Source organism: Nocardioides sp. AN3, assembly GCF_054653495.1.
The window spans coordinates 44,763-65,051 of record NZ_BAAIGC010000005.1; the positions used below are offsets into that span (position 1 = coordinate 44,763).

Sequence of the window (20,289 nt, forward strand, 5' to 3'; positions counted from 1 at the left end):
CTACTTGTCAGGACTACGAACGCGGCCGCCCCTTTTCGACATGGGTCTCGAGGGGTGTCACTCGAGCCCGTTCGCCCTGCGGATGACGTCGACGAAGCCGCCCATGATCTCGGTGAGTCCGAAGTCCTTCGGCGTGTAGACGGCCGCGACCCCGAGCTCCAGAAGGCGCCGCGCGTCGGAGTCAGGGATGATGCCGCCGACGATCACCGGCACGTCGTCCAGACCCGCGGCCCGAAGTCCGTCGAGGACATCGGGGACGAGATCCATGTGCGAGCCCGACAGGATCGAGAGGCCGACGAGATGGACGTCTTCGGCGACCGCGGCCGAGACGATCTGCTCGGGGGTGAGCCGGATGCCCTGGTAGATGACCTCGAAGCCGGCATCGCGGGCCCGCACGGCGATCTGCTCGGCGCCGTTGGAGTGTCCGTCCAGCCCCGGCTTGCCGATGAGAACCCGCAACCGGCCACCACGTCCGCTGCCCGCGAGCTCATCGCCGGTGGCCTTGACCCGATCGCGCACGGCGGCGAGGTCCGAGCCCACCTGTGCGACGCCCACCGCCCCGGAGACACCGGTCGGAGCGCGGAACTCGCCGAAGACCTCACGCAGGGCCTGCGCCCACTCCCCCGTGGTCGCACCTGCTCGGGCGGCGGCGAGGGTGTAGGGCATCAGGTTCTCGGTGCCCTTGGCGGCGCCCGCGAGCGCGGCGAGCGCCTCGGCGACCGCCGCGTCGTCGCGCTGGGCCTTCCACGCCTCGACCGAGGCGAGCGCGGCCTGCTCGGCCTGCGGGTCGGCGACCATGATGGCGGCGTCGAGATCGGCGGTGAGCGGGGAGGGCTCGGTGGTGTCGAACCTGTTGACCCCGACCACGATCTCCTCGCCGGACTCGATCCGAGCTCGGCGCAACGCGTGCGACGACACGAGCGCGGACTTCATGTAGCCGGACTCGACCGCCGCGATCGCACCGCCCATCTCCTGCACGCGGTCGATCTCGGCCCTCGCACCGTCGACCAGCTCGCGGACCTTGGCCTCGATGACCGGCGAGCCGTCGAAGAGGTCGTCGTACTCCAGCAGGTCGGACTCGAACGCGAGCACCTGCTGCAGCCGCAGCGACCACTGCTGGTCCCAGGGTCGGGGCAGGCCGAGCGCCTCGTTCCAGGCGGGCAGCTGAACGGCACGGGCACGGGCCTTCTTCGACAAGGTGACCGCGAGCATCTCCAGCACGATCCGCTGGACGTTGTTCTCCGGCTGCGCCTCGGTCAGGCCGAGGGAGTTGACCTGGACGCCGTACCGGAAGCGACGCATCTTCTCGTCCGTCACGCCGTAGCGGTCGCGGGTGATCTCGTCCCACAGGTCGACGAAGGCGCGCATCTTGCACATCTCCTCGACGAACCGCACGCCGGCGTTGACGAAGAACGAGATCCGTCCGACGACGGTGCCGAAGTCCTCCTCGGAGACCTGACCCGACGCCTTGACCTGGTCGAGCACCGCGATCGCCGTGCACAGCGCGTAGGCGATCTCCTGCACCGGCGTCGCGCCGGCCTCCTGGAGGTGGTAGCTGCAGATGTTGATCGGGTTCCACTTGGGGATCTGATGGACCGTGTAGGCGATCATGTCGCTGATCAGCCGTAGCGAGTGCTCCGGCGGGAAGACATAGGTCCCGCGCGAGAGGTACTCCTTGATGATGTCGTTCTGAGTGGTGCCGGCGAGCTGGTGCGCGACCGCCGCACGCTCCTCCTCGCTCGAGCTGGCCGAGACGCCGCTCTGCTCCTCGGCCACGACCTGATACATCGCCAGCAGCCACATCGCGGTCGCGTTGATGGTCATCGAGGTGTTCATCTCGGTCAACGGGATCTGGTCGAAGAGCTTGCGCATCTCACCCAGATGCGGCACCGGCACGCCGACCTTGCCGACCTCGCCCTTCGCCAGCGGGCTGTCCGGGTCGTAGCCGGTCTGGGTCGGCAGGTCGAACGCCACCGACAGGCCCGTCTGGCCCTTGGCCAGGTTCGTCCGATACAGCTCGTTCGACGCCGCCGCGGTCGAGTGCCCAGCGTAGGTGCGCATCACCCACGGGCGGTCCTTCTGAGCACGTTCCTTCTCAGCCATGGTCTGAGCGTAGGGCGGAAGTTACGGGTTGGTAACCGCCGTCTCTGTGGAAGATGTCACGTCTGCGGTCAGCCCGGTGCAGTGTCGGCGAAGGGCCCTAGGCTCGTCCCCATGGTCAACCTCACCCGGATCTACACCCGCACCGGAGACGCCGGCACCACCCGACTCGGCGACATGAGCGAGGCGACGAAGACCGACCTGCGGCTGGCGGCGTATGCCGACGTCGACGAGACGAACGCCCACCTCGGCGTCGTGCTGGCGGTCAGCTCGGTCGACGCCGACGTCGCCGCCGTGATCACCCGGGTGCAGAACGACCTGTTCGACGTCGGGGCCGACTTCGCGACGCCGGTCGTGGCGGACCCGAAGTTCCCGCCGCTGCGCGTGGAGCAGTCCTACGTCGACCGCCTCGAGGGCTGGTGCGACCACTACAACGAGTCGCTGACGAGCCTACGCTCCTTCATCCTCTCCGGTGGCACGCCGGCCTCGGCGCACCTGCACGTCGCACGCACGGTCGCGAGGCGTGCGGAGCGCTCCGCGTGGGCGGCGTACGAGGTGCACGGCGAGACGATGAACAAGCTGGCCATCACCTACCTCAACCGACTCTCGGATCTGCTCTTCATCCTCGCCCGCTACGAGAACCGCGAGCAGGGCGACGTGCTCTGGGTCCCAGGAGGCGAGCGCGACTCATGACCCGACGGCTGCTCGTCCTGGCGACCGCGCTGGTCGCCGTGCTGGCGAGCGCGTGCGCGGGCTCGACCGACGCCGGCGGACGGCGAGCGGCGGAACGCAGCGGGAGTACGGCGACCGCGAGCGGGTCGCGCCCCGCACCCGCCGCGGTCGCCCTGGTCGTCGCCCGGCCCGCGGAATCACCCACCGAGCTCGCCACCCGCCTCCGGGTGGCCGACCGCATCACCAGAGACCCCGCAGCAGCGGCCGTCGCGGCGGCCCGAGCAGCCTTCGAGACGCAAGTCCTCTACCGCCAGCTCGCTCGTCGTCCTCGCTGGGTCCCAGCCGTCGCAGCTGAGGTTCCTCCACGGCTTCGTCGCGGCCTCCACCTGCATCTGACGGCGCGACGGGAATTCCGGGCCATGCACGTGCGCCTCTCCCGCGCGCTGCCAGCCTGGCGTGTGGTCACGCCAGCGCCCGAGGCTGACCTCTCGGCGTTCTACCGGGAGGGCGAGCGGCGGTTCGGGGTGCCGTGGAACGTCCTGGCGGCCGTGAACCTTGTCGAGACCAGCATGGGTCGCATCCGCGGAACGTCGACCGCCGGTGCGCGCGGCCCGATGCAGTTCATGCCGGCGACGTGGGCGACCTATGGCAAGGGCGACATCGATGACCCGCACGACTCGATCCTCGCGGCGGCGCGCTACCTCGCCCACAACGGCGCCGCGCGGGGGCACGTCGACAGGGCCCTCTACGCCTACAACCACTCGGCGCACTACGTCCGCGGAGTCAAGGCGTATGCCGCCCTCCTCCGCACCGACCCCGCAGCCCTGCGCGGTCTCTACGGCTGGCAGGTGGTCTACCTGACCCGGCTTGGCGACGTCTGGCTGCCTGAGGGCTACGCACGGCGCACCCCGATCGGCGCTGCCGCCTACCTACGACGGCACCCCGAGCGGCTGCTGAGCCGGTCGACGCGCTGAACAGGCCTGCAGCTGAGGACTCAGCCCGCCCGAGGCGCAGATCGCGGCGGTCGCGCGGCGAAGACGGTCAGCGAGGCGGGGACCATGAGGACCGCCACCACGACCAGCGCGCGCAGAGTTCCGACCGCGTCGCCGAGCACGCCCAGCGCGGGCGGCCCAGCGAGGAAGGCGGCATAGCCGATGGTGGCCACCGCGGAGACCCGTGCGGCCGCGCGCGCAGGGTCGTCAGCAGCGGCGCTCATGCCCACCGGGAAGCCGAGGGAGGCACCGAGTCCCCAGACCACGACGCCGACGAACATCACGGCCAGCGAGCCGCCATACACGGTGATGAGGACGCCGATGGCCGCGGCGGCCGAGCACGCCCACAGCACCGGCGCTCGGCCGAGGCTGTCGAGCAGGATCGGTCCGACGAGGCGCCCGGCGGTCATCGAGACGACGAAGACTGAGAATCCGGCGACGCCCACCCAGTGCGGCTCGCCGTACCCGTCGATCACGGCCAGCGAGAGCCAGTCGTTGGCCGTGCCCTCGACGGTCGCGAAGCAGAGCACCATCAGGCCGATCAGCAGCGTCCGCGGCTCGCGCCAGGCGGACACCCGCGGTTCGCGGGACTCCTGGCGCTCCTCGATCGGAAGGAAGGTTCCGGCCGTGCGGACGGCGAGCACGAGCGCGATGACGGCGATCAGCAGGTCGTGCACGAGCACCGGCACCGACAGTGCCGCCATGATCACGCCGATGCCACCGCCGACGATCGAGCCGACGCTCCAGGCGGCGTGGAAGCGGGGCATGATGGTCCGCCCGAGCCGGCGCTCGACCTCGGCGCCTTCGACGTTCATCGCGACGTCCCACATCGACGTGCCGATGCCGTAGGCGAAGAGTCCGACCGCGGCGAGGAGCGGCTGCTCGAGGACCGTCGCGCCGACAGCGGTCACCATCAGGCCGCCGGCGACGGCGAGCGAGCCGCCTCGCACTGTGGCCGCCGGCTTGAACCGCTCGATGACGCGCCCGCTCAGCGGAAGGGACATCAAAGACCCGACCGAGGCCGAGACCAGCAGCAGGCCCAGCGCCGAGTTCGTCAGGCCGAGATCGCCGCGCACGTCAGGAAGCCGCGAGACGAGCGTTGCGAAGAGGAGGCCGTTGACCGCGAAGGACAGGGCTACCGACGTACGCGTCGTCAGGAGGCTCGGCGTCGTCGCAATGGTCACGCTCCCATTCGACCGTGCCGGACCGGCATCGGTCGAATCGCTGCGACGCTAGAAGCCATAGGTCGACCGGACGCCCTCGAGCCAGGCGATGAAGACGTCGAGCCCCCACTCCTGTGCCCGGGCCACCGCGAGATCCGCCTCGGCCGCCGCCGTCGCAGGGTCCCCGGCCGCTGCGGCCGCGAACGCCAGATAGGCCTCCACCGGGCCGATGGCCAGCGACGCTCCGAGGCTGACCATCATCCCGGGGTAGGCGCTGAGCCGCTGGTGGCAGACCCCGGCCATCTCGGGCAGGTCGAGGTAGAGGCTCATCTCGGCGGCGTGCGCGACGGTGTGGAGCTCGACCTCTCCGTCGGGTGGGATCTCCAACCCTCGCTCGGCGACGTAGGCGCGCGCCTCGTCCCGCTGACCCGCCCGCCACAGGTAGACCGCGATCGTGGGTACGAAGGTGTCGATGTCGTTGTCCAGCGCACGCAGCACGGGGACGACCTCCGCGGGGCGCCCCTGCCACAGCCGGATGGTGAGCAGGCAGGCCGCGATCGACTCGTCGACGTCGCTGTGCGCCATCGTCCGCGCGATCAGGCGCAGCTCGGCGAGCCGGCGCTCGCACTCGGCGAACTCACCGCGCATGGCGAGCCACGGCACCTCGAGTCCGTGCAGCATCGCCTCCGCGAACGCAATGCGAAGGCGGCGCGCCTCCGCCCGAGCGAGCTCGGCGGCCCGCGCCATCTCGGCCGGCCGTCCCAGCTCCCCCAGCACCACGGCCCGCAGGGTGGCGGCGACCAGGAGCTCCCGCTCCTGACCCGTCTCACGAGCGAGATCCATCGCCTCGGTGACCCGGAGGAGCCTCTCGGCGGCCGTCCACACGGTCCACAGCGCGACGAACCCCACCAGGCAGGCGTCGATGATGAGCCGTGGCTCCCCGATCCGCCGGGCCATGTCGGTCGCCTCGTCGACCAGGGCGGCGCGCTCGGCGAAGGGTGCACGCTCGAACAGCTCGTTGGCCAGGGCGAGCATGGTGCGGCAGCGCAGCTCGCCGTCACCGTCCGGAAGCCGTTCGAGCGAGCCCTCGAGCGCCGCCACGACCTTCTCGTTGACCTCGCCCGGCGGCGCCGATCGCCACAGCGACGACTGGGTGGCCGAGGCTGCGGCACGTGCGACGGCCTCGGCGTCGCACATCTGCTCGGCGACGTCGATGGCCTCCTCGGCGCACGTCACAAGAGACGGGAGCAGGGCGGCCCAACGGTAGGCCTCCACGAGGTCCATCAAGGTGTCGTAGCGGTCGCGGAGGGCGGCGTCAGGATCCTCGGCCATCGAGTTCAGGGCGGCGCGCAGCAGCTCGGCTGCCTCGTCGTAGGCGTGCAGACGACGCGCGGCGCCAGCGGCCGCGACGGCGGCCCGCCACGCGTGTGCAGCATGCGCAGGGCCGGCGGCGAGCCAGTGACGGGCGATCTCGGTCTCCCGGTCCGGTTGTCCCTCGAGGGCCCGGGCCACCCGTGCGTGGGCTCGAGCGAGCCGACTCGCGCCGACATTGCTGCGCAGGGTGTCGCGGACCAGGGCGTGCCCGAACACGAAACGGTCGATGCCGTCGTCGCGCACCAGGCCTGCGACCAGTGCCGGCTCGACGAGGTCGAGGATGGTGTCCTCGTCCTGGTCGGTCGCCGCGGCCAGCGTCGGGACGTCGAACCGGCGTCCGATGAGGGCGGCGTAGCGCAGCGCGGACACGGTCTCCTCCGGCAGCCGGTCGACACGGCGCGCGAGCACTTCGGCCACCGCTGTCGGCGGTCGCTCGGGGACGATGTCATCGGGCCGTGAGGCGGCGAGGCGGGCGTACTCCACGAGGAAGAAGGGGTTACCGTCGGTGCGGTCCTGCAGGTCGGCAGCCACGCTCTCGGCCAGCGGTCGCTCGGAGACGGCGGCGAACAGCTCTGCGACGGCGCCGGCTGCCAACCCCGACAGCTCGAGGCGGACCGCGTGCTGCCGAGCCAGCGCCTCACCGACGTCGGCGAGCAGACCCTCCGGAGCAGGATGCGACCGCCAGGTGCCCACGACGAGCAGCTGCACGTCGGCGGGCGCCGTGTCGGCGAGGAGGCGCAGCACTCGCAGGCTCGAGGGGTCGGCCCAGTGCAGGTCGTCGAGAACCAGCAGCATGGGGGCCTGTGCGCTCGCAGCGAACACGTCGCCGCACACGCGCTCCCAGACGCGGAAGGCCGCGCCCACGTCCTCGCCGTCGGCCTCCGGCAGCTCGGCACCGAGGGTGTCGAGCACGGCCCGCCACGGCCACAACGGCGGTGCGCCATCGTCCTGTGAGCACCGCCCGCGCAGGATGCGGAAGCCGCGTGCCCGGCCCTGGGCGGCCAGCTCCGCGGCGAGGCGAGACTTCCCGATGCCCGGCTCCCCCGTCAGCACGGCGAAGGACGCCCGGCCGCGCGCCGCGCGGTCGAGGAGCTCGACGAGCGCGGCCAGCTCGGAGTCACGGCCGCACAGCGGCCAAGGTGCGACGGCCGCCGGCTCCGGCGAGGGCTCCGCACGCGGCGCCGGTATGACGACCGAGGGCGCCGGCCCACCCGCGACGGGCGGGACCCACTCCAGCGCGGGGTCCTGGCGCAGCACGGCGGTCTGGAGCTCGCGCAGCTCGGCGGATGGCTCCAGGCCGAGCTCCTCGTCGAGGAGCTCGCGGACCCGGCGCAACGCGTCCAGCGCATCGGCCTGGCGACCGGAGCGGGTCAGGGCGAGGGCGCGGAGCGCCCAGAGCCGCTCCCGCAGCGGATGGGCCGCCGTCAGCGACTCCAGCTCGGCCGCGAGCGTGGCGTGCTGCCCCAACGCGAGGCGGGCCACCGCACGGTCCTCCAAGGCGACCAGCCGCAGTTCCTCGAGCCGAGCCCGCTCGGCGACGGCCGCAGGGGCGTCCCCCAGCTCGGCGTAGGGCTCACCGCGCCAGAGGGCGAGCCCTTCGTCGAGGGCCCCAACCGCCCGGGTCAGGTCGGCCGCCGAGAGCGCCGGCGCGCCCGCCATCTCGAGCGACTGCAGGGCCGTGTGCACGTCGATCACGGTGGTCTCGAAGCGGTCGGCGTCTAGCCCGTCGGGTGCGAGCCGCAGGGCGTAGCCGGGCGCCACCGTCACCAGCACCGTGGCCGGCGCCCGGCGCTCGCGGTGGGGCTCGAGCACCCTTCTCAGCTGGGAGACGTAGGCCTGCAGGGTGGCGTTGACGCCGCTGGGAGGCGAGGCGCCCCAGAGCAGGTCGACGATGCCGTCGACAGAGACGGCGCGCCCGCGCGAGAGCGCCAGCGCCGCGACGAGCGCACGCTGCTTGGGGGTGCCGAGGTCGACCGGCGTGCCGTCGAGGGAGACCTCGACCTGGCCGAGGACGGAGCCGGTGACCACCTGCGTCATCGCCGGGTCCGCCGTCGTCCTCTGCACGGAAGCACTCTAAGGACGCACCCCGCGCAGGTCGCCTGTTTTCGACTGCCGCGTCCCTCATCCGGTGGACGCCAGCACCTCCCCAGGAGTCGTGCCAAGTCGGACTCCAAGTCGATCCCCAGTCCTTCCGAAGCGGGTCGGTCCACGGTGGTCCCACCGAGATCGGAAGAGCCGACTCACCACCACAGGAGTTCGCACACCATGCCCAGCACCAGCCCTGTCGTCGACCCGTTCACCACCGCCGCCATCCGGGGCCTCTTCGGCGGTCGCGCAGACGACCGCGTCCACCTTCCCGGCGACCCCGGGTACGACGGCGCGCGGATCGCCTGGAACTTCGCCGTCGACCAGCGCCCCGCGGCGGTGGTCTCAGTCACCACGCCAGCCGAGGTCACCGAGGTGGTCCGCACTGCCGCGCTGGCCGGCTTGCGCGTCGCCCCTCAGTCGACCGGTCACAACGCAGGTCCGCTCGCCGCGCGCGGCCTGGAGGACGTCGTCATCCTGCGCACCGGCCACCTCGACGCCGTCTCCTACGACGAGGAGCGCGCGATCGTGCGCGTCGAGGGCGGCTCGGTCTGGGAGCCGGTGGTGGATGCGGCCGCCAAGTACGGCAAGGCGGTGCTGCATGGCTCCTCCCCCGACGTCGGCGTCGCGGGCTACACTCTCGGCGGCGGCATGGGCTGGTATGCCCGCAAGCTCGGACTCGCGACCAACAGCCTGACGGCCGTCGAGATCGTCATCGGCGACGGCACGCTCGTCCGCGCCGATGCGGAGCACAACGCCGAGCTCTTCTGGGCGGTGCGCGGCGGCGGCGGGAGCTTCGGCGTCGTGACCGCGATGGAGTTCCGCACGTTCGACATCGAGACCGCGTATGCCGGCATGCTGATGTGGGACCTCGCCGACATGGACCCGGTCCTGCGCGAGTGGGCGGCGTGGGCGCCGGGTGCGCCCGAGGAGATCACCACGTCCTTCCGCGCCATGCGGTTCCCTCCGATCCCCGAGATCCCGGACTTCCTGCGCGGTCGCACGGTCGCGGTGATCGACGGTGCCGTCCTGGGCAGCGACGAGCGGGGCGCCGAGCTGCTCGCCGGGCTGCGCGCCCTGCGTCCCCAGGTCGACACGTTCGCCCGGGTGCCCGCCCCGGCCGTCTGCCGCATCCACATGGACCCGGAGGGCGGGGCGCCCGCCGTCTCCCGCACGGCGACGCTGGGCGGCATGCCGGAGGCGGCGGTCGACGCCTTCCTGGGGGCCGTGGGGCCTCACGCCGACACGCACCTGCTGCTGGCGGAGCTGCGTCAGCTCGGCGGCGCTCTGGGCCGCCCGGCCGAGGGCGGGGGCGTGCTGTCGCATCTGGACGGCCAGTTCGTGGCCTTCGGCCTGTCGATGGCGCCGACGCCGGAGCTGGCGCAGCTCGGCGAGGCCGAGTCAACCGCATTCGTGACCGCGCTGGAGCCGTTCGCCACGGGCCGTCCCTACCTCAACTTCGTCGAGACGGCCGGGGAGACCCGCAAGGCCTACGACGAGGACAGGTGGCTGCAGCTCAAGGGCATCCGCTCGGCCGTCGACCCCTACGGCGTCTTCGCGGCCAACCACCCGGTCCCGCGGCTCTACGAGGGCGGCCGTCCCACCGCCTGAGGAACGGCGGTGAGCCGTCGCAGATGCCCGCGGCGAAGGCGCCGAGCCGGTCGGCTCGGCGCCTTCGCCGCGGGCATCTGCGACGGCTCACCGGCTTTGAGGCTCAGCGGGACCAGTCGGTGCCGGGGGGACGCGACTCCAGCCACGCCTGGAAGCCCGTCAGCGAGGCCGGCGCCATGGCCAGCTCGACCAGCCCACCGTCGTACACGCAGGTGACGACCACGTGGCCCGGGTAGAGCGCCATGGTCTCGGCCCCCTCGGGCATCCGGCTCGCCTCGTAGGCCATGGTCATCCGCTCCCACCTGCGTCGGGGCCGCGGCGAGAGCGAGAAGACGCGGAACCACTCCAGGGTCTCCCCGGAGTAGCGCCCGATCCCGAGAAGCCAACCGCGCCCGGGCCGACCGGCCCGGACGCGGTGACTGAGCTCGAAGGTGCCGCCGTTGCGTCCGAGGACGCGGCGGCGCACCATCAGTGCGACGAAGTAGCAGACGACCAGGATGAGCAGCACGCCGACGGCGTCAAGCACCCACTCCCATGTCGGCATCCCTCTCCGTCCTCGGCCTGGACCTCAGGAGGCCTTCTCGACGGCGCGGATGCGTGCCTCGGCGCGGCGGATGCGGCGCTCCGACTCGTCGTCGGAGCCGATCAGGCCGCGGGCCTGCTCCAGCTCGGTCCGAGCCTCGTCGATGTTGATCTCCTCGGCGAGGAGGGCATGCTCGGACAGGATCGAGACCCGGTCGTTCGCGACGGAGAGGAACCCGCCGTCGACGGTCGCGACGACGACAGGCCCCTCCTCGGGGTTGATCTCGACGACGGCGTCCGTGAGCAGCGACAGCATCGGCGCGTGGCCGCGCAGCACGCCGACGTCGCCCTCGGTGGTCCGAGCGATCACCATCGTCGCCTCGCCGGACCACACGGTCCGGTCGGCGGCGACGAGCTCGACCGTCAAGAAGCTGGTTGCCTCAGAGCCGGCCATCAGAGGTTCTTCTGGATCTCGGCCCACTTCTGCTCGACGTCGTCCAGACCGCCGCACATGAAGAACGCCTGCTCGGCCACGTGGTCGTAGTCACCGTCGCAGATCTTGTTGAACGCCTCGATCGTCTCGGAGACCGGGACCGTGGAGCCCTCAATGCCCGTGAACTGCTTCGCGACGTAGGTGTTCTGCGAGAGGAACCGCTGGATGCGGCGGGCCCGCGAGACGACGATCTTGTCCTCCTCGGACAGCTCGTCGACACCGAGGATCGCGATGATGTCCTGCAGCTCCTTGTTGCGCTGGAGGATCTGCTTGACCCGGATGGCGCAGTCGTAGTGTGCCTGGCCGATGTACTGCGGGTCGAGGATCCGCGAGGTCGACGTCAGGGGGTCCACGGCCGGGTAGATGCCCAGCGACGCGATCTCACGCGAGAGCTCCGTGGTGGCGTCGAGGTGCGCGAACGTCGTGGCCGGAGCCGGGTCGGTGTAGTCGTCGGCGGGCACGTAGATCGCCTGCATCGACGTGATCGAGTGACCGCGCGTCGAGGTGATCCGCTCCTGCAGGACGCCCATCTCGTCGGCGAGGTTGGGCTGGTAGCCCACCGCGGACGGCATGCGGCCGAGCAGGGTCGAGACCTCGGAGCCCGCCTGAGTGAACCGGAAGATGTTGTCGATGAACAGCAGCACGTCCTGCTTCTGCACGTCGCGGAAGTACTCCGCCATCGTCAGGGCCGAGAGGGCGACGCGCAGACGCGTGCCCGGCGGCTCGTCCATCTGGCCGAAGACGAGCGCGGTCTGGCCGAAGACGCCGGCCTCCTGCATCTCGACGATCAGGTCGTTGCCCTCACGGGTGCGCTCGCCGACGCCGGCGAACACCGACACACCACCGTGGTTGCGGGCCACACGGGCGATCATCTCCTGGATGAGGACGGTCTTGCCGACGCCCGCACCGCCGAAGAGGCCGATCTTGCCGCCCGTGACATACGGCGTCAGCAGGTCGATGACCTTGATGCCGGTCTCGAACATCTGCGTCTTCGACTCGAGCTGGTCGAACGCGGGCGCCTTGCGGTGGATGCCCCAGCGCTCGTTGATCTCGAGCTTCTCGCCGTCCTCGAGGTTGAGGATGTCCCCGGTGGCGTTGAAGACGTGGCCGAGCGTCACGTCGCCGACCGGCACCGAGATCGGGCCGCCCGTGTCGATGACCGTCGCACCGCGCACCAGGCCGTCGGTCGGCTTCAGCGAGATCGCGCGCACCACGCCGTCGCCGATGTGCTGCGCGACCTCGAGCGGGAGCACCGCGGTCTCGCCCTCGATGGTCACCTCGACCTCGAGCTTGTTGTAGATCTCCGGCATGGCGTCGACGGGGAACTCCACGTCGACGACCGGGCCGATGACCCGGGCGATGCGGCCGGTGCTGGCCCCGCCGGTCTGGGTCTGCGTCTCGTCAACCGTTGCAGTCATGGTGTAGGTCCTTGGATTCGTGGGTTCTCAGTCGTGCTGTGTCTTAGTCGTTGCCGGCGTTGGCGTCGGCCAGCGCGTTGACGCCACCGACGATCTCGCTGATCTCCTGCGTGATGCCGGCCTGGCGAGCCTGGTTGGCGATCCGCGTGTACTTCTTGATCAGCTCCTGGGCGTTGTCCGTCGCCGACTTCATCGCCTTCTGGCGAGCCGCGAGCTCGGAGGCCGCGGCCTGGAGCAGCGCATACCAGATGCGGCTCTGGACGTACTGCGGGAGGAGCCCGTCGAGCACCTGCTCGGCCGACGGCTCGAACTCGTAGAGCGGCAGGACCTCGTCCTCGGCCGGCGGCTCGATGCCCTCGACGACCTCCAACGGGAGGAGGCGCACGGCGGTGGGCTCCTGGACCAGCATCGACCGGAACCGGGTGTAGACGAGGTGGACCTCGTCGACGCCTGGGAACACGTCCTCGCCGCCCTCGGCCTCCCCGGCGAGGAACGCCGAGATCAGCGTCTGGCCGATCTCCTTGGCGACGTCGTAGGACGGCTGGTCGGAGTGGCCGGTCCAGGCCTTGACGATCGAGCGGCCACGGAACTTGTAGAACGCCTCGCCCTTGCGCCCGGAGACGTAGAGGTCGACCTGCTTGCCCTCCCCCTTGAGCTTCTCGACCAGGCCCTCGGCCTCACGCAGCACGCTCGAGGAGTAGGCCCCGGCCAGGCCGCGGTCGCTGGTGACGACCAGGACCGCGGCGCGGTCGGCACGCTCGGGCTCCGTCGTCAGCGCGTGGTCCACGTTGGAGTACGTCGCCACGGCCGAGACCGCCCGCGTCAGCTCGCGCGCGTACGGCGCGGCCGCGCCCGCCCGCTGCTGCGCCTTGATGATGCGGGACGCAGCGATGAGCTCCATGGCGCGCGTGATCTTCTTCATCGACTCCGTCGACTTGATCCGCGCGCGGTACTCACGCAGCGATACGGCCACGTCAGCCTCGCTTCTGCTTGACGATCTGCTCCTGCTCGACGTCCGCGTCCCCGAGGGCCTCGGTCCTCTCCGAGCCGGCCCGGAGGGAGCCGCCCTCGGAGGTCTCGAACTGGCCGAGGAAGGACTCGTACGCCGCAGAGAGCTCGGACTCGGTCGAGTCCTCGAACTTCAGCGTCTCACGGATGCCGTCCAGGATGCCGGGCTTGGAGCGCTTGACGTAGTCGATGAACTCCTGCTCGAACTTGAGCACGTCGACGACCGGGAGCTTGTCCAGGCGACCGGTGGTGCCCAGCCACAGGGACACCGTCATCTCCTCGACCGGGTAGGGCGAGTAGGCCGGCTGCTTGAGCAGGGCCATCAGGCGCTGACCGCGGTCGAGCTGCTGGCGCGAGGCGGCGTCGAGGTCGGAGGCGAACATGGCGAACGCCTCCATGGCGCGGAACTGCGCCAGGTCGACCTTGAGGGAGCCGGTGACGGCCTTCATCGCCTTGGTCATCGCCGCACCGCCGACGCGCGACACGGACACGCCGACGTCGATGGCCGGGCGCTGGTTGGCGGCGAACAGGTCGGACTGCAGGAAGATCTGACCGTCGGTGATCGAGATGACGTTGGTCGGGATGAACGCCGAGACGTCGTTGGCCTTGGTCTCGATGATCGGCAGGCCGGTCATGGAGCCGGCACCCAGCTCGTCGGACAGCTTCGCGCACCGCTCAAGGAGCCGGCTGTGCAGGTAGAAGACGTCACCCGGGTAGGCCTCGCGGCCCGGCGGACGGCGCAGCAGCAGCGACACGGCGCGGTAGGCCTCGGCCTGCTTGGTCAGGTCGTCGAAGACGATGAGGACGTGCTTGCCCTCGTACATCCACTGCTGGCCGATGGCGGAGCCGGTGTAGGGCGCCAGGTACTTGAAGCCGGCGCTGTCGGAGGCCGGAGCCGCGACGATGGTGGTGTACTCCAGCGCGCCGGCCTCCTCGAGGGCGCCACGCACCGAGGCGATGGTCGAGCCCTTCTGGCCGATGGCGACGTAGATGCAGCGCACCTGCTTCGTCGGGTCGCCGGTCTCCCAGTTCTGCTTCTGGTTGATGATCGTGTCGATCGCGATCGTGGTCTTGCCCGTCGCACGGTCGCCGATGATCAGCTGACGCTGGCCGCGGCCGATCGGCGTCATGGCGTCGATCGCCTTGATGCCGGTGGCCAGGGGCTCGTGCACCGACTTGCGCGCCATGACGCCGGGGGCCTGGAGCTCGAGGGCGCGGCGACCGCTCGTCTGGATCTCACCGAGACCGTCGATCGGGGTGCCGAGCGGGTCCACGACGCGGCCGAGGTAGCCGTCGCCCACCGGGACCGAGAGGACCTCGCCGGTCCGGCGGACCGTCTGGCCCTCCTCGATCTTGTCGAAGTCACCGAGGACGACGACGCCGATCTCGCGAGTGTCGAGGTTCAGGGCGAGGCCGAGGGTGCCGTCCTCGAACTCGAGCAGCTCGTTCGCCATGGCCGAGGGCAGACCCGTGACGCGCGCGATGCCGTCGGCGGTCTGCGAGACGGTGCCGACCTCCTCGCGGGCAGCGGCCTCCGGCTTGTACTCGGCGACGTACTTGCTCAGCGCGTCGCGGATCTCCTCCGGACGGATGGAAAGCTCCGTCATCTCCTGATGCCTTCTCTCTCGAATCTTCGTGGTGAACGTCGTGGGTCAGCCGGCCCGGTTGCCGGAGAGGTCCCGGCGGGCGTCGTCCAAGCGGCTGGCGATGGTGCCGTCGATGACATCGTCGCCGATCTCGACCCGGATGCCACCCAGCACCTGGGGGTCGACCAGCTGGTTGAGGTGGATCGGACGCCCGTAGGTCCGCTGCAGGACAGCGCCGAGGCGCTCGGTCTCGCTGTCGGTGAGCGGCTTGGCGACGCGGACCGTGGCCACGCCCTCCTCGTGGACGGCCGCAGCCACCTTCTGGTACTCGGCCAGAGCCGCCGAGACCGTGCGGTAGGTCCCGGCCAGGGCCTGCTTGGCAAGCGTGACGGTGGCCGGCAGCGCCTTGCCGGCCAGAAGGTCGTCGACCAGCCTCGCCTTGTCCTGCGTCGAGCGCACCGGGTCCGAGAGCGCGTCGCGCAGCTCCGGGGTGGCCTGGACCGACTGGCCGAAGGTGAAGAGCTCGTCGGCGAGCCGCTCGGCCTCGCCGCCGGCGGAGCGCACGGTCGCGACCTCGCTCAGGTGCTCGAGGGCGTCGGCCAGGTCATGGCTGGCGGTCCAGCGGCGGCCGACCGCCGACGCCACCAAGGTCAGGGCTCCGTCCGGCACCTGGCCCCCGAAGACCTCCCGCGCCAAGCCCTGCTTGGCCTCGGTCGGGACGGAGACATCGGTGAGGAACCGCCGCAGCGCAGGCTCCGACCTCAGCGCCTGGGAGAGGGAGAAGAGGCCGTCGGCGAGGGCGCTCGCCCCCTCACCTGAGCCGGTCAGCCCGACCAGCTCGCCGGTGAGGGCGGCGACCGCCTCCGCCGAACCACCGCGGAACTGCAACTGGGAACTGCCCATCAGCGGATCGACTCAGTCTCAACGCCGGCCTCGAGCTCGGCCAGGAAGCGCTCGACCACTCGGCTCTGGCGAGCGTCGTCCTCGAGGCTCTCGCCGACGATGCGACCGGCCAGGCCGGTGGCCAGGCCGCCGACCTCGGCGCGCAGCGAGGTGACCGCCTGCTGGCGCTCGGCCTCGATCTGCGCCTTGCCGTGCTCGACGATGCGCGCGGCCTCGACCTGCGCCTGCTCACGCATCTCGGCGACGATCTGAGCGCCCTGCTCACGCGCCTCCTCGCGGATCCGAGACGCCTCGTGGCGCGCGTCGGCGAGCTGCTGCTCGAGCTCGGCGAGCTTCGCGTCAGCCTCGGCCTGCTTGCTCTCGGCAGCGGCCAGGCCACCCTCGATCGCCGTCGTGCGCTCGGCGTAGGTCTGCTCGAACCGCGGCACGACGTACTTCCAGATGAGGAAGAGCAGGATGCCGAAGACGACCAGCGAGAGGATGAACTCGGACCAGACGAACCCGAGCGGGTTCTCCTCGTGGCCCGCTTCGGCGGCCAGGGTCACAACTGTCTGCATGGCAGCTTCCTAGGTTAGATCCCGCTAGTCGTCGATCAGAGCACGAACGCGAGGGCGATACCGATGATGGCGAGCGCCTCGGCCAGCGCGAAGCCGAGGATCGCGATCGCCTGGAGGCGGCTCTGCGCCTCGGGCTGGCGGGCAACGCCGGAGATGTAGGCGGCGAAGATCAGACCGATGCCGACACCGGGGCCGATCGCAGCCAGGCCGTACCCGATCATGTTGAGGTTGCCGTTCACGGCGGTATTTCCTTCCGGTTGATTTACTGCTGTTGGAGTTGAAAGCTCGGTGGGAGCGGGGAGCGGCTCAGTGCTCTTCGGCGAGCGCGCCCTGGATGTACATCGCGTTGAGCAGGACGAAGACGTAGGCCTGCAGGAACTGGACCAGGAGCTCCAGGAACGCGATGGCGACCGCCAGCAGCCAGGCCACCGGGCCTGCGACGTACCCGATCCCGCCGTGCTGGATGAGGTAGAGGCCACCGGTCGCGAACAGGATGAGCAGGATGTGGCCGGCGAACATGTTGGCGAACAGACGAAGGGCCAGCGTGACCGGTCGGACCAGGATGTTGGAGAAGAACTCCAACGGCACCAGCAGCGGCAGCATGAAGACGGTCACGCCCGAGGGGACGGTCTGGAGCTTGAGATAGCCCAGCAATCCGTGCCGCCTGATGCCGACCGCGTTGTAGATCACCCAGGAGAGAGCCGCGAGCGCGTAAGCCATCGAGGCGCGCGAGAAGGTCGGGAACTGGATGAACGGGATCGTCGCGAAGACGTTGTTCACCAGGATGAAGAAGAACAGGGCGACGAGGTACGGCACGAACGCCCGGAAGTCGTGTCCGCCGATGACATCGCGGGCGACGCCGTTGCGCACCATGTTGTAGGCGCTCTCGCCGGCGTACTGCAGCCTGCTCGGGACCAGTGTCCCGCGGCGGACCGCCAGCCAGAAGAAGGCGAACACGATGATCGCCGCCAGGACCAACTGGACCATCGGCTTCGTGACCGAGGAGTCGAAGAAGCCGGGGAGGTCGAAGTTCGACGGGCCCGGAGCGTTGAACTCCTCGGCCCTGACCACCGTCGCGAGCGAACTCACTGCGCCTCCTGCACTCTCTTCTTCAGATACAACTCGTCAGCCTTACGTCTTCGGGTCGCGATCGCTACCCGGGTCTTCCTTGCCGGCGCCCATGTCCGGACGTAGCGACGCCCACGTCATGTAGAGACCCAGTGCCGCGCCGAAGAGGATCCCAACCGCGACCAGGAACCTCGTCCCCAGCCACCGATCCAGTCCCCAGCCGATCGCGCCGTAGAACCCCACGCCGGCCACCAGGTAGCCGAAGGAGCGCCATGGGTCCCTGCGCGGGGAGTCGTGGGGTGCCATCGCGCCCCGGACAATAGCAGCCGCGGGCGATCACCGCGCACCCGCCCCAGTGGCCTCGCTCGTCTCATCGAGCGCCGATGCAGTCTCCCCTGGAAGAGTCACATCGTAGACGGCGATCCGGCGGCGGGTCGCGAACAGCAGGTGCGCCAGCGTCCAAGCCAGGGTGACGGCGATGAGCGACCCCGCAGCCCACCGCGTCACGGTGTTGTCACCCGAGCCGGCGACCGCCGTGAGCGCCAGCGTCAGGACCATCACCTGGCAGGCGTAGGTCAACAGGGCGAGGAGCAGCGAGGCCACGGGCATCACGCGGGCCACGACCCCGACGAAGAGGGCACCGCCGGCGAGGACACCCGCCGTCACGAGGGTGGCCGCGAGGCCCGCGTACAGCGCCGCGGGGCCGTCGACCGCGAGCCCCACCACCGCCACCGCGAAGCCGAACGGCAGCGCGCTCGAGGCCGCACCGAGGAGCGTGCCGGCACCTGAGGTGGCGCGGACCTGCTTCGTCTCGGTCGTCATCAGTGGCGGCCGTTCTAGGGAGAGGTAGTCGTCGGATCGCTCGTGAAAGTTATCACAAGCGTTCCTTGCCTTCGAATTGGAACGTTCTACCCGCTCGCTCGGGCCCCGGCGGGCGCCGCCGGGTCGACCTGCCGCAGCTTGGGCAGCAGGAAGGTCAGGGCCAGCGTGATGAGGAGCGAGGCGACGAGCGTCCCCCACATCCAGGGGCCGGAGTAGAGGCTGGCGAACGACGATCCGAAGGCGATCAGTCCCGCCCACAGCCACATGATGAGGACCGCACGCCGCTGCGAGTGGCCGATCTCGAGCAGGCGGTGGTGGAGGTGCTGCTTGTCGGGCGCGAAAGGCGAACGGCCGGCCCGCGTGCGCCGGACGACGGCCATGACCAGGTCCGCGATCGGCACGAGCAGCAGGGTGAGCGGCAGGGCGATCGGAAGGAAGGTCGGGAGCAGGCTGGCCGCCGAGCCGCTGACCCCCTGGCTCAGCTCTCCGGGAGTGAACTGGCCGGAGAGGCTGACGGCGCTCGCCGAGAGGACCAGGCCGAGGAGCATCGAGCCGCTGTCACCCATGAACAGGCGCGCCGGGTTCCAGTTGTGCACGAGGAAGCCCACGCAGGCGCCGGCGAGCGCGACGCTCAGCAGGGCCGCCGTGCTGGCCCGTTCGACCTGGTTGAGGCGCGTGATGCCGTAGCAGAACGCGAAGAACGCCAGCGCCCCGATCCCGACGACGCCTGCCGCGAGGCCGTCGAGCCCGTCGATGAAGTTCACGGCGTTGACTGTGGCGACCACCATGACGCCGGTCAGCAGCGCACCTTGGGTCGGGTCGAGGGAGAAGAAGGTGTTCCCGCCCGTGGGGATGAAGAAGTACTGGATGTTGAAGGCGATGAGGAAGGCCGTGGCGAGCACCTGTCCGCCCAGCTTCGTGAGCGCGTCGAGCTCGAAGATGTCGTCGAGCACCCCGACCATGCAGATGATGGCGCCCGCCACGAGGACGACTCCCGCGTCACGCAGCACGAAGGGCGAGCCGCCGGCGAGGAACGGGAGCTGCCGGGCGACGAGGTAGGCGGCCCCCAGACCTCCGAGCATCGCCATGCCGCCCATGTAGGGGATCGGCTCGGCGTGCACGTCGCGGTCACGCACGCGTGCGACCGCGCCGGTGCGGAGTGCGAGCTCGCGTGCAATGACCGTCAGGAGGTAGGTGACGGCGGCGGCGACGAGGAAGAGCAGGAGATAGGCGCGCACTACTCGCCTTCGTCGCCAGCGCCGTCGGCGAGGGTGACGCCATGCGGAGCGAGCACCTCGTTGAGCCGCGCGACGCTGATGGCACCGAGGCGGAGCAGGCGTGGCGACTCCCCCGTCGCGTCCACGATCGTGGACGGGTCGGCGCCGGGCGTGGGCCCCGCGTCGACGACGACGGACACGGCGTGCCCCAACATCTCCTCGGCTCCGTCCGCATCGGTCGCGGCCGGCATGCCGGTCCGGTTCGCCGAGCTCACCGCGAGAGGTCCGGTGCGCTCGAGCACCGCGATGGCGATCGGGTGGTCGGGGACCCGGACCGCGACGGTCCCCCGGGTCTCGCCGAGGTCCCACTGGAGCGAGCTCTGCTGGTGGCACACCAGCGTCAGCGCACCGGGCCAGAACGCCTCGGTCAGCGCCCGCGCCCAGCTGGGCACGCGAACGGCCAGGGCATCGAGCGTCGCGGCCGAGGAGACCAGCACGGGCGGCGGCATCTCCCGACCGCGCCCCTTCGCGGCGAGCAGCGCCTTCACCGCGACCGGGTCGAAGGCGTCGGCACCGATGCCGTAGACCGTGTCGGTGGGGATCACCACGAGCTCGCCTCGGGTGATCGCCCGCGCCGCGGCGTCGACCGCGGTGCTGACGTCCTGCTCGGTGACGGCCACGAAACGCTCACTCACAGA

19 protein-coding genes are annotated in these 20,289 nt (G+C 70.7%); 3 read left to right on the forward strand and 16 right to left on the reverse strand.

Annotated features, from left to right (window positions below; genetic code table 11):
• Positions 1–57: 57 nt before the first annotated feature.
• Complete coding sequence (locus ACYQ1K_RS07600) at positions 58–2,103, reverse strand: protein meaA (RefSeq protein WP_459982227.1); 2,046 nt, start codon at positions 2,101–2,103, stop codon at positions 58–60.
• 111 nt (positions 2,104–2,214) lie between these two features.
• On the opposite strand from ACYQ1K_RS07600, the gene ACYQ1K_RS07605 reads away from it, so the two are divergent.
• Positions 2,215–2,793 (forward strand): cob(I)yrinic acid a,c-diamide adenosyltransferase, encoded by a 579-nt coding sequence (locus ACYQ1K_RS07605; RefSeq protein WP_459982228.1) that lies wholly within the window; start codon positions 2,215–2,217, stop codon positions 2,791–2,793.
• Positions 2,790–3,746, forward strand: coding sequence for a lytic transglycosylase domain-containing protein (locus ACYQ1K_RS07610; protein WP_459982229.1), 957 nt, complete (start codon positions 2,790–2,792; stop codon positions 3,744–3,746). Before ACYQ1K_RS07605 ends, ACYQ1K_RS07610 begins: the two co-directional genes overlap by 4 nt.
• A 20-nt stretch (positions 3,747–3,766) precedes the next feature.
• On the opposite strand, the gene ACYQ1K_RS07615 is transcribed toward ACYQ1K_RS07610, so the two are convergent.
• Entirely contained in the window at positions 3,767–4,948 is a 1,182-nt protein-coding gene (locus ACYQ1K_RS07615) for an MFS transporter (RefSeq protein ID WP_459982230.1), read from the reverse strand.
• Between the two features lie 48 nt (positions 4,949–4,996).
• Positions 4,997–8,365, reverse strand: a complete 3,369-nt coding sequence (locus ACYQ1K_RS07620) for an ATP-binding protein (protein ID WP_459982231.1) — start codon at positions 8,363–8,365, stop codon at positions 4,997–4,999.
• Between the two features lie 201 nt (positions 8,366–8,566).
• On the opposite strand from ACYQ1K_RS07620, the gene ACYQ1K_RS07625 reads away from it, so the two are divergent.
• Positions 8,567–9,997, forward strand: coding sequence for an FAD-binding oxidoreductase (locus ACYQ1K_RS07625; RefSeq protein WP_459982232.1), 1,431 nt, complete (start codon positions 8,567–8,569; stop codon positions 9,995–9,997).
• Between the two features lie 103 nt (positions 9,998–10,100).
• Here ACYQ1K_RS07625 and ACYQ1K_RS07630 read toward each other — a convergent pair whose 3' ends face one another.
• The 13 genes from ACYQ1K_RS07630 to ACYQ1K_RS07690 all read right to left on the reverse strand — a co-directional run bounded on the left by ACYQ1K_RS07630 (position 10,101) and on the right by ACYQ1K_RS07690 (position 20,286).
• A complete protein-coding gene (locus ACYQ1K_RS07630; RefSeq protein WP_459982233.1) occupies positions 10,101–10,541 on the reverse strand; it encodes a DUF2550 domain-containing protein in 441 nt (146 codons plus the stop codon).
• A 24-nt stretch (positions 10,542–10,565) separates the two neighbouring features.
• Complete coding sequence (locus ACYQ1K_RS07635) at positions 10,566–10,973, reverse strand: F0F1 ATP synthase subunit epsilon (RefSeq protein WP_459982234.1); 408 nt, start codon at positions 10,971–10,973, stop codon at positions 10,566–10,568.
• The gene (gene atpD, locus ACYQ1K_RS07640) at positions 10,973–12,430 is read right to left on the reverse strand and encodes a F0F1 ATP synthase subunit beta (protein WP_459982235.1); all 1,458 of its coding nucleotides are present in this window, start codon (positions 12,428–12,430) and stop codon (positions 10,973–10,975) included. Before atpD ends, ACYQ1K_RS07635 begins: the two co-directional genes overlap by 1 nt.
• 43 nt (positions 12,431–12,473) lie before the next feature.
• Positions 12,474–13,403: a F0F1 ATP synthase subunit gamma gene (locus ACYQ1K_RS07645; RefSeq protein WP_459982236.1), complete on the reverse strand. Its 930-nt coding sequence runs from the start codon at positions 13,401–13,403 to the stop codon at positions 12,474–12,476.
• A 1-nt stretch (position 13,404) separates the two neighbouring features.
• Positions 13,405–15,045 (reverse strand): F0F1 ATP synthase subunit alpha, encoded by a 1,641-nt coding sequence (gene atpA, locus ACYQ1K_RS07650; RefSeq protein WP_459982237.1) that lies wholly within the window; start codon positions 15,043–15,045, stop codon positions 13,405–13,407.
• Between the two features lie 45 nt (positions 15,046–15,090).
• A complete protein-coding gene (locus ACYQ1K_RS07655) occupies positions 15,091–15,927 on the reverse strand; it encodes a F0F1 ATP synthase subunit delta (RefSeq protein ID WP_459982238.1) in 837 nt (278 codons plus the stop codon).
• A complete protein-coding gene (locus tag ACYQ1K_RS07660; protein ID WP_459982239.1) occupies positions 15,927–16,484 on the reverse strand; it encodes a F0F1 ATP synthase subunit B in 558 nt (185 codons plus the stop codon). The genes ACYQ1K_RS07655 and ACYQ1K_RS07660 overlap by 1 nt, the downstream gene beginning before the upstream one ends.
• Before the next feature lie 35 nt (positions 16,485–16,519).
• A complete protein-coding gene (gene atpE / locus ACYQ1K_RS07665; protein ID WP_192680518.1) occupies positions 16,520–16,705 on the reverse strand; it encodes an ATP synthase F0 subunit C in 186 nt (61 codons plus the stop codon).
• Positions 16,706–16,790: 85 nt separating this feature from the next.
• Positions 16,791–17,573, reverse strand: a complete 783-nt coding sequence (atpB, locus tag ACYQ1K_RS07670) for a F0F1 ATP synthase subunit A (protein WP_459982240.1) — start codon at positions 17,571–17,573, stop codon at positions 16,791–16,793.
• A 42-nt stretch (positions 17,574–17,615) separates the two neighbouring features.
• A complete protein-coding gene (locus ACYQ1K_RS07675; RefSeq protein WP_459982241.1) occupies positions 17,616–17,858 on the reverse strand; it encodes an AtpZ/AtpI family protein in 243 nt (80 codons plus the stop codon).
• Between the two features lie 30 nt (positions 17,859–17,888).
• Entirely contained in the window at positions 17,889–18,374 is a 486-nt protein-coding gene (locus tag ACYQ1K_RS07680; RefSeq protein WP_459982242.1) for a hypothetical protein, read from the reverse strand.
• Between the two features lie 86 nt (positions 18,375–18,460).
• Positions 18,461–19,612, reverse strand: a complete 1,152-nt coding sequence (locus ACYQ1K_RS07685; protein ID WP_459982243.1) for an MraY family glycosyltransferase — start codon at positions 19,610–19,612, stop codon at positions 18,461–18,463.
• Positions 19,612–20,286, reverse strand: coding sequence for an L-threonylcarbamoyladenylate synthase (locus tag ACYQ1K_RS07690; protein WP_459982244.1), 675 nt, complete (start codon positions 20,284–20,286; stop codon positions 19,612–19,614). The genes ACYQ1K_RS07685 and ACYQ1K_RS07690 overlap by 1 nt, the downstream gene beginning before the upstream one ends.
• Positions 20,287–20,289: the final 3 nt, after the last annotated feature.

What these genes read in the sequence shown, in the direction of transcription:
- ACYQ1K_RS07675 (WP_459982241.1), bottom strand. Translation starts at nt 17,858, where the DNA reads ATGGCACCCCACGACTCCCCGCGCAGGGACCCATGGCGCTCCTTCGGC.
- ACYQ1K_RS07625 (WP_459982232.1), top strand. Translation starts at nt 8,567, where the DNA reads ATGCCCAGCACCAGCCCTGTCGTCGACCCGTTCACCACCGCCGCCATC.
- atpD (WP_459982235.1), bottom strand. Translation starts at nt 12,430, where the DNA reads ATGACTGCAACGGTTGACGAGACGCAGACCCAGACCGGCGGGGCCAGC.
- ACYQ1K_RS07610 (WP_459982229.1), top strand. Translation starts at nt 2,790, where the DNA reads ATGACCCGACGGCTGCTCGTCCTGGCGACCGCGCTGGTCGCCGTGCTG.
- ACYQ1K_RS07630 (WP_459982233.1), bottom strand. Translation starts at nt 10,541, where the DNA reads ATGCCGACATGGGAGTGGGTGCTTGACGCCGTCGGCGTGCTGCTCATC.
- ACYQ1K_RS07655 (WP_459982238.1), bottom strand. Translation starts at nt 15,927, where the DNA reads ATGGGCAGTTCCCAGTTGCAGTTCCGCGGTGGTTCGGCGGAGGCGGTC.
- ACYQ1K_RS07660 (WP_459982239.1), bottom strand. Translation starts at nt 16,484, where the DNA reads ATGCAGACAGTTGTGACCCTGGCCGCCGAAGCGGGCCACGAGGAGAAC.
- ACYQ1K_RS07605 (WP_459982228.1), top strand. Translation starts at nt 2,215, where the DNA reads ATGGTCAACCTCACCCGGATCTACACCCGCACCGGAGACGCCGGCACC.
- ACYQ1K_RS07680 (WP_459982242.1), bottom strand. Translation starts at nt 18,374, where the DNA reads ATGACGACCGAGACGAAGCAGGTCCGCGCCACCTCAGGTGCCGGCACG.
- ACYQ1K_RS07600 (WP_459982227.1), bottom strand. Translation starts at nt 2,103, where the DNA reads ATGGCTGAGAAGGAACGTGCTCAGAAGGACCGCCCGTGGGTGATGCGC.
- atpE (WP_192680518.1), bottom strand. Translation starts at nt 16,705, where the DNA reads ATGATCGGGTACGGCCTGGCTGCGATCGGCCCCGGTGTCGGCATCGGT.
- ACYQ1K_RS07635 (WP_459982234.1), bottom strand. Translation starts at nt 10,973, where the DNA reads ATGGCCGGCTCTGAGGCAACCAGCTTCTTGACGGTCGAGCTCGTCGCC.
- atpA (WP_459982237.1), bottom strand. Translation starts at nt 15,045, where the DNA reads ATGACGGAGCTTTCCATCCGTCCGGAGGAGATCCGCGACGCGCTGAGC.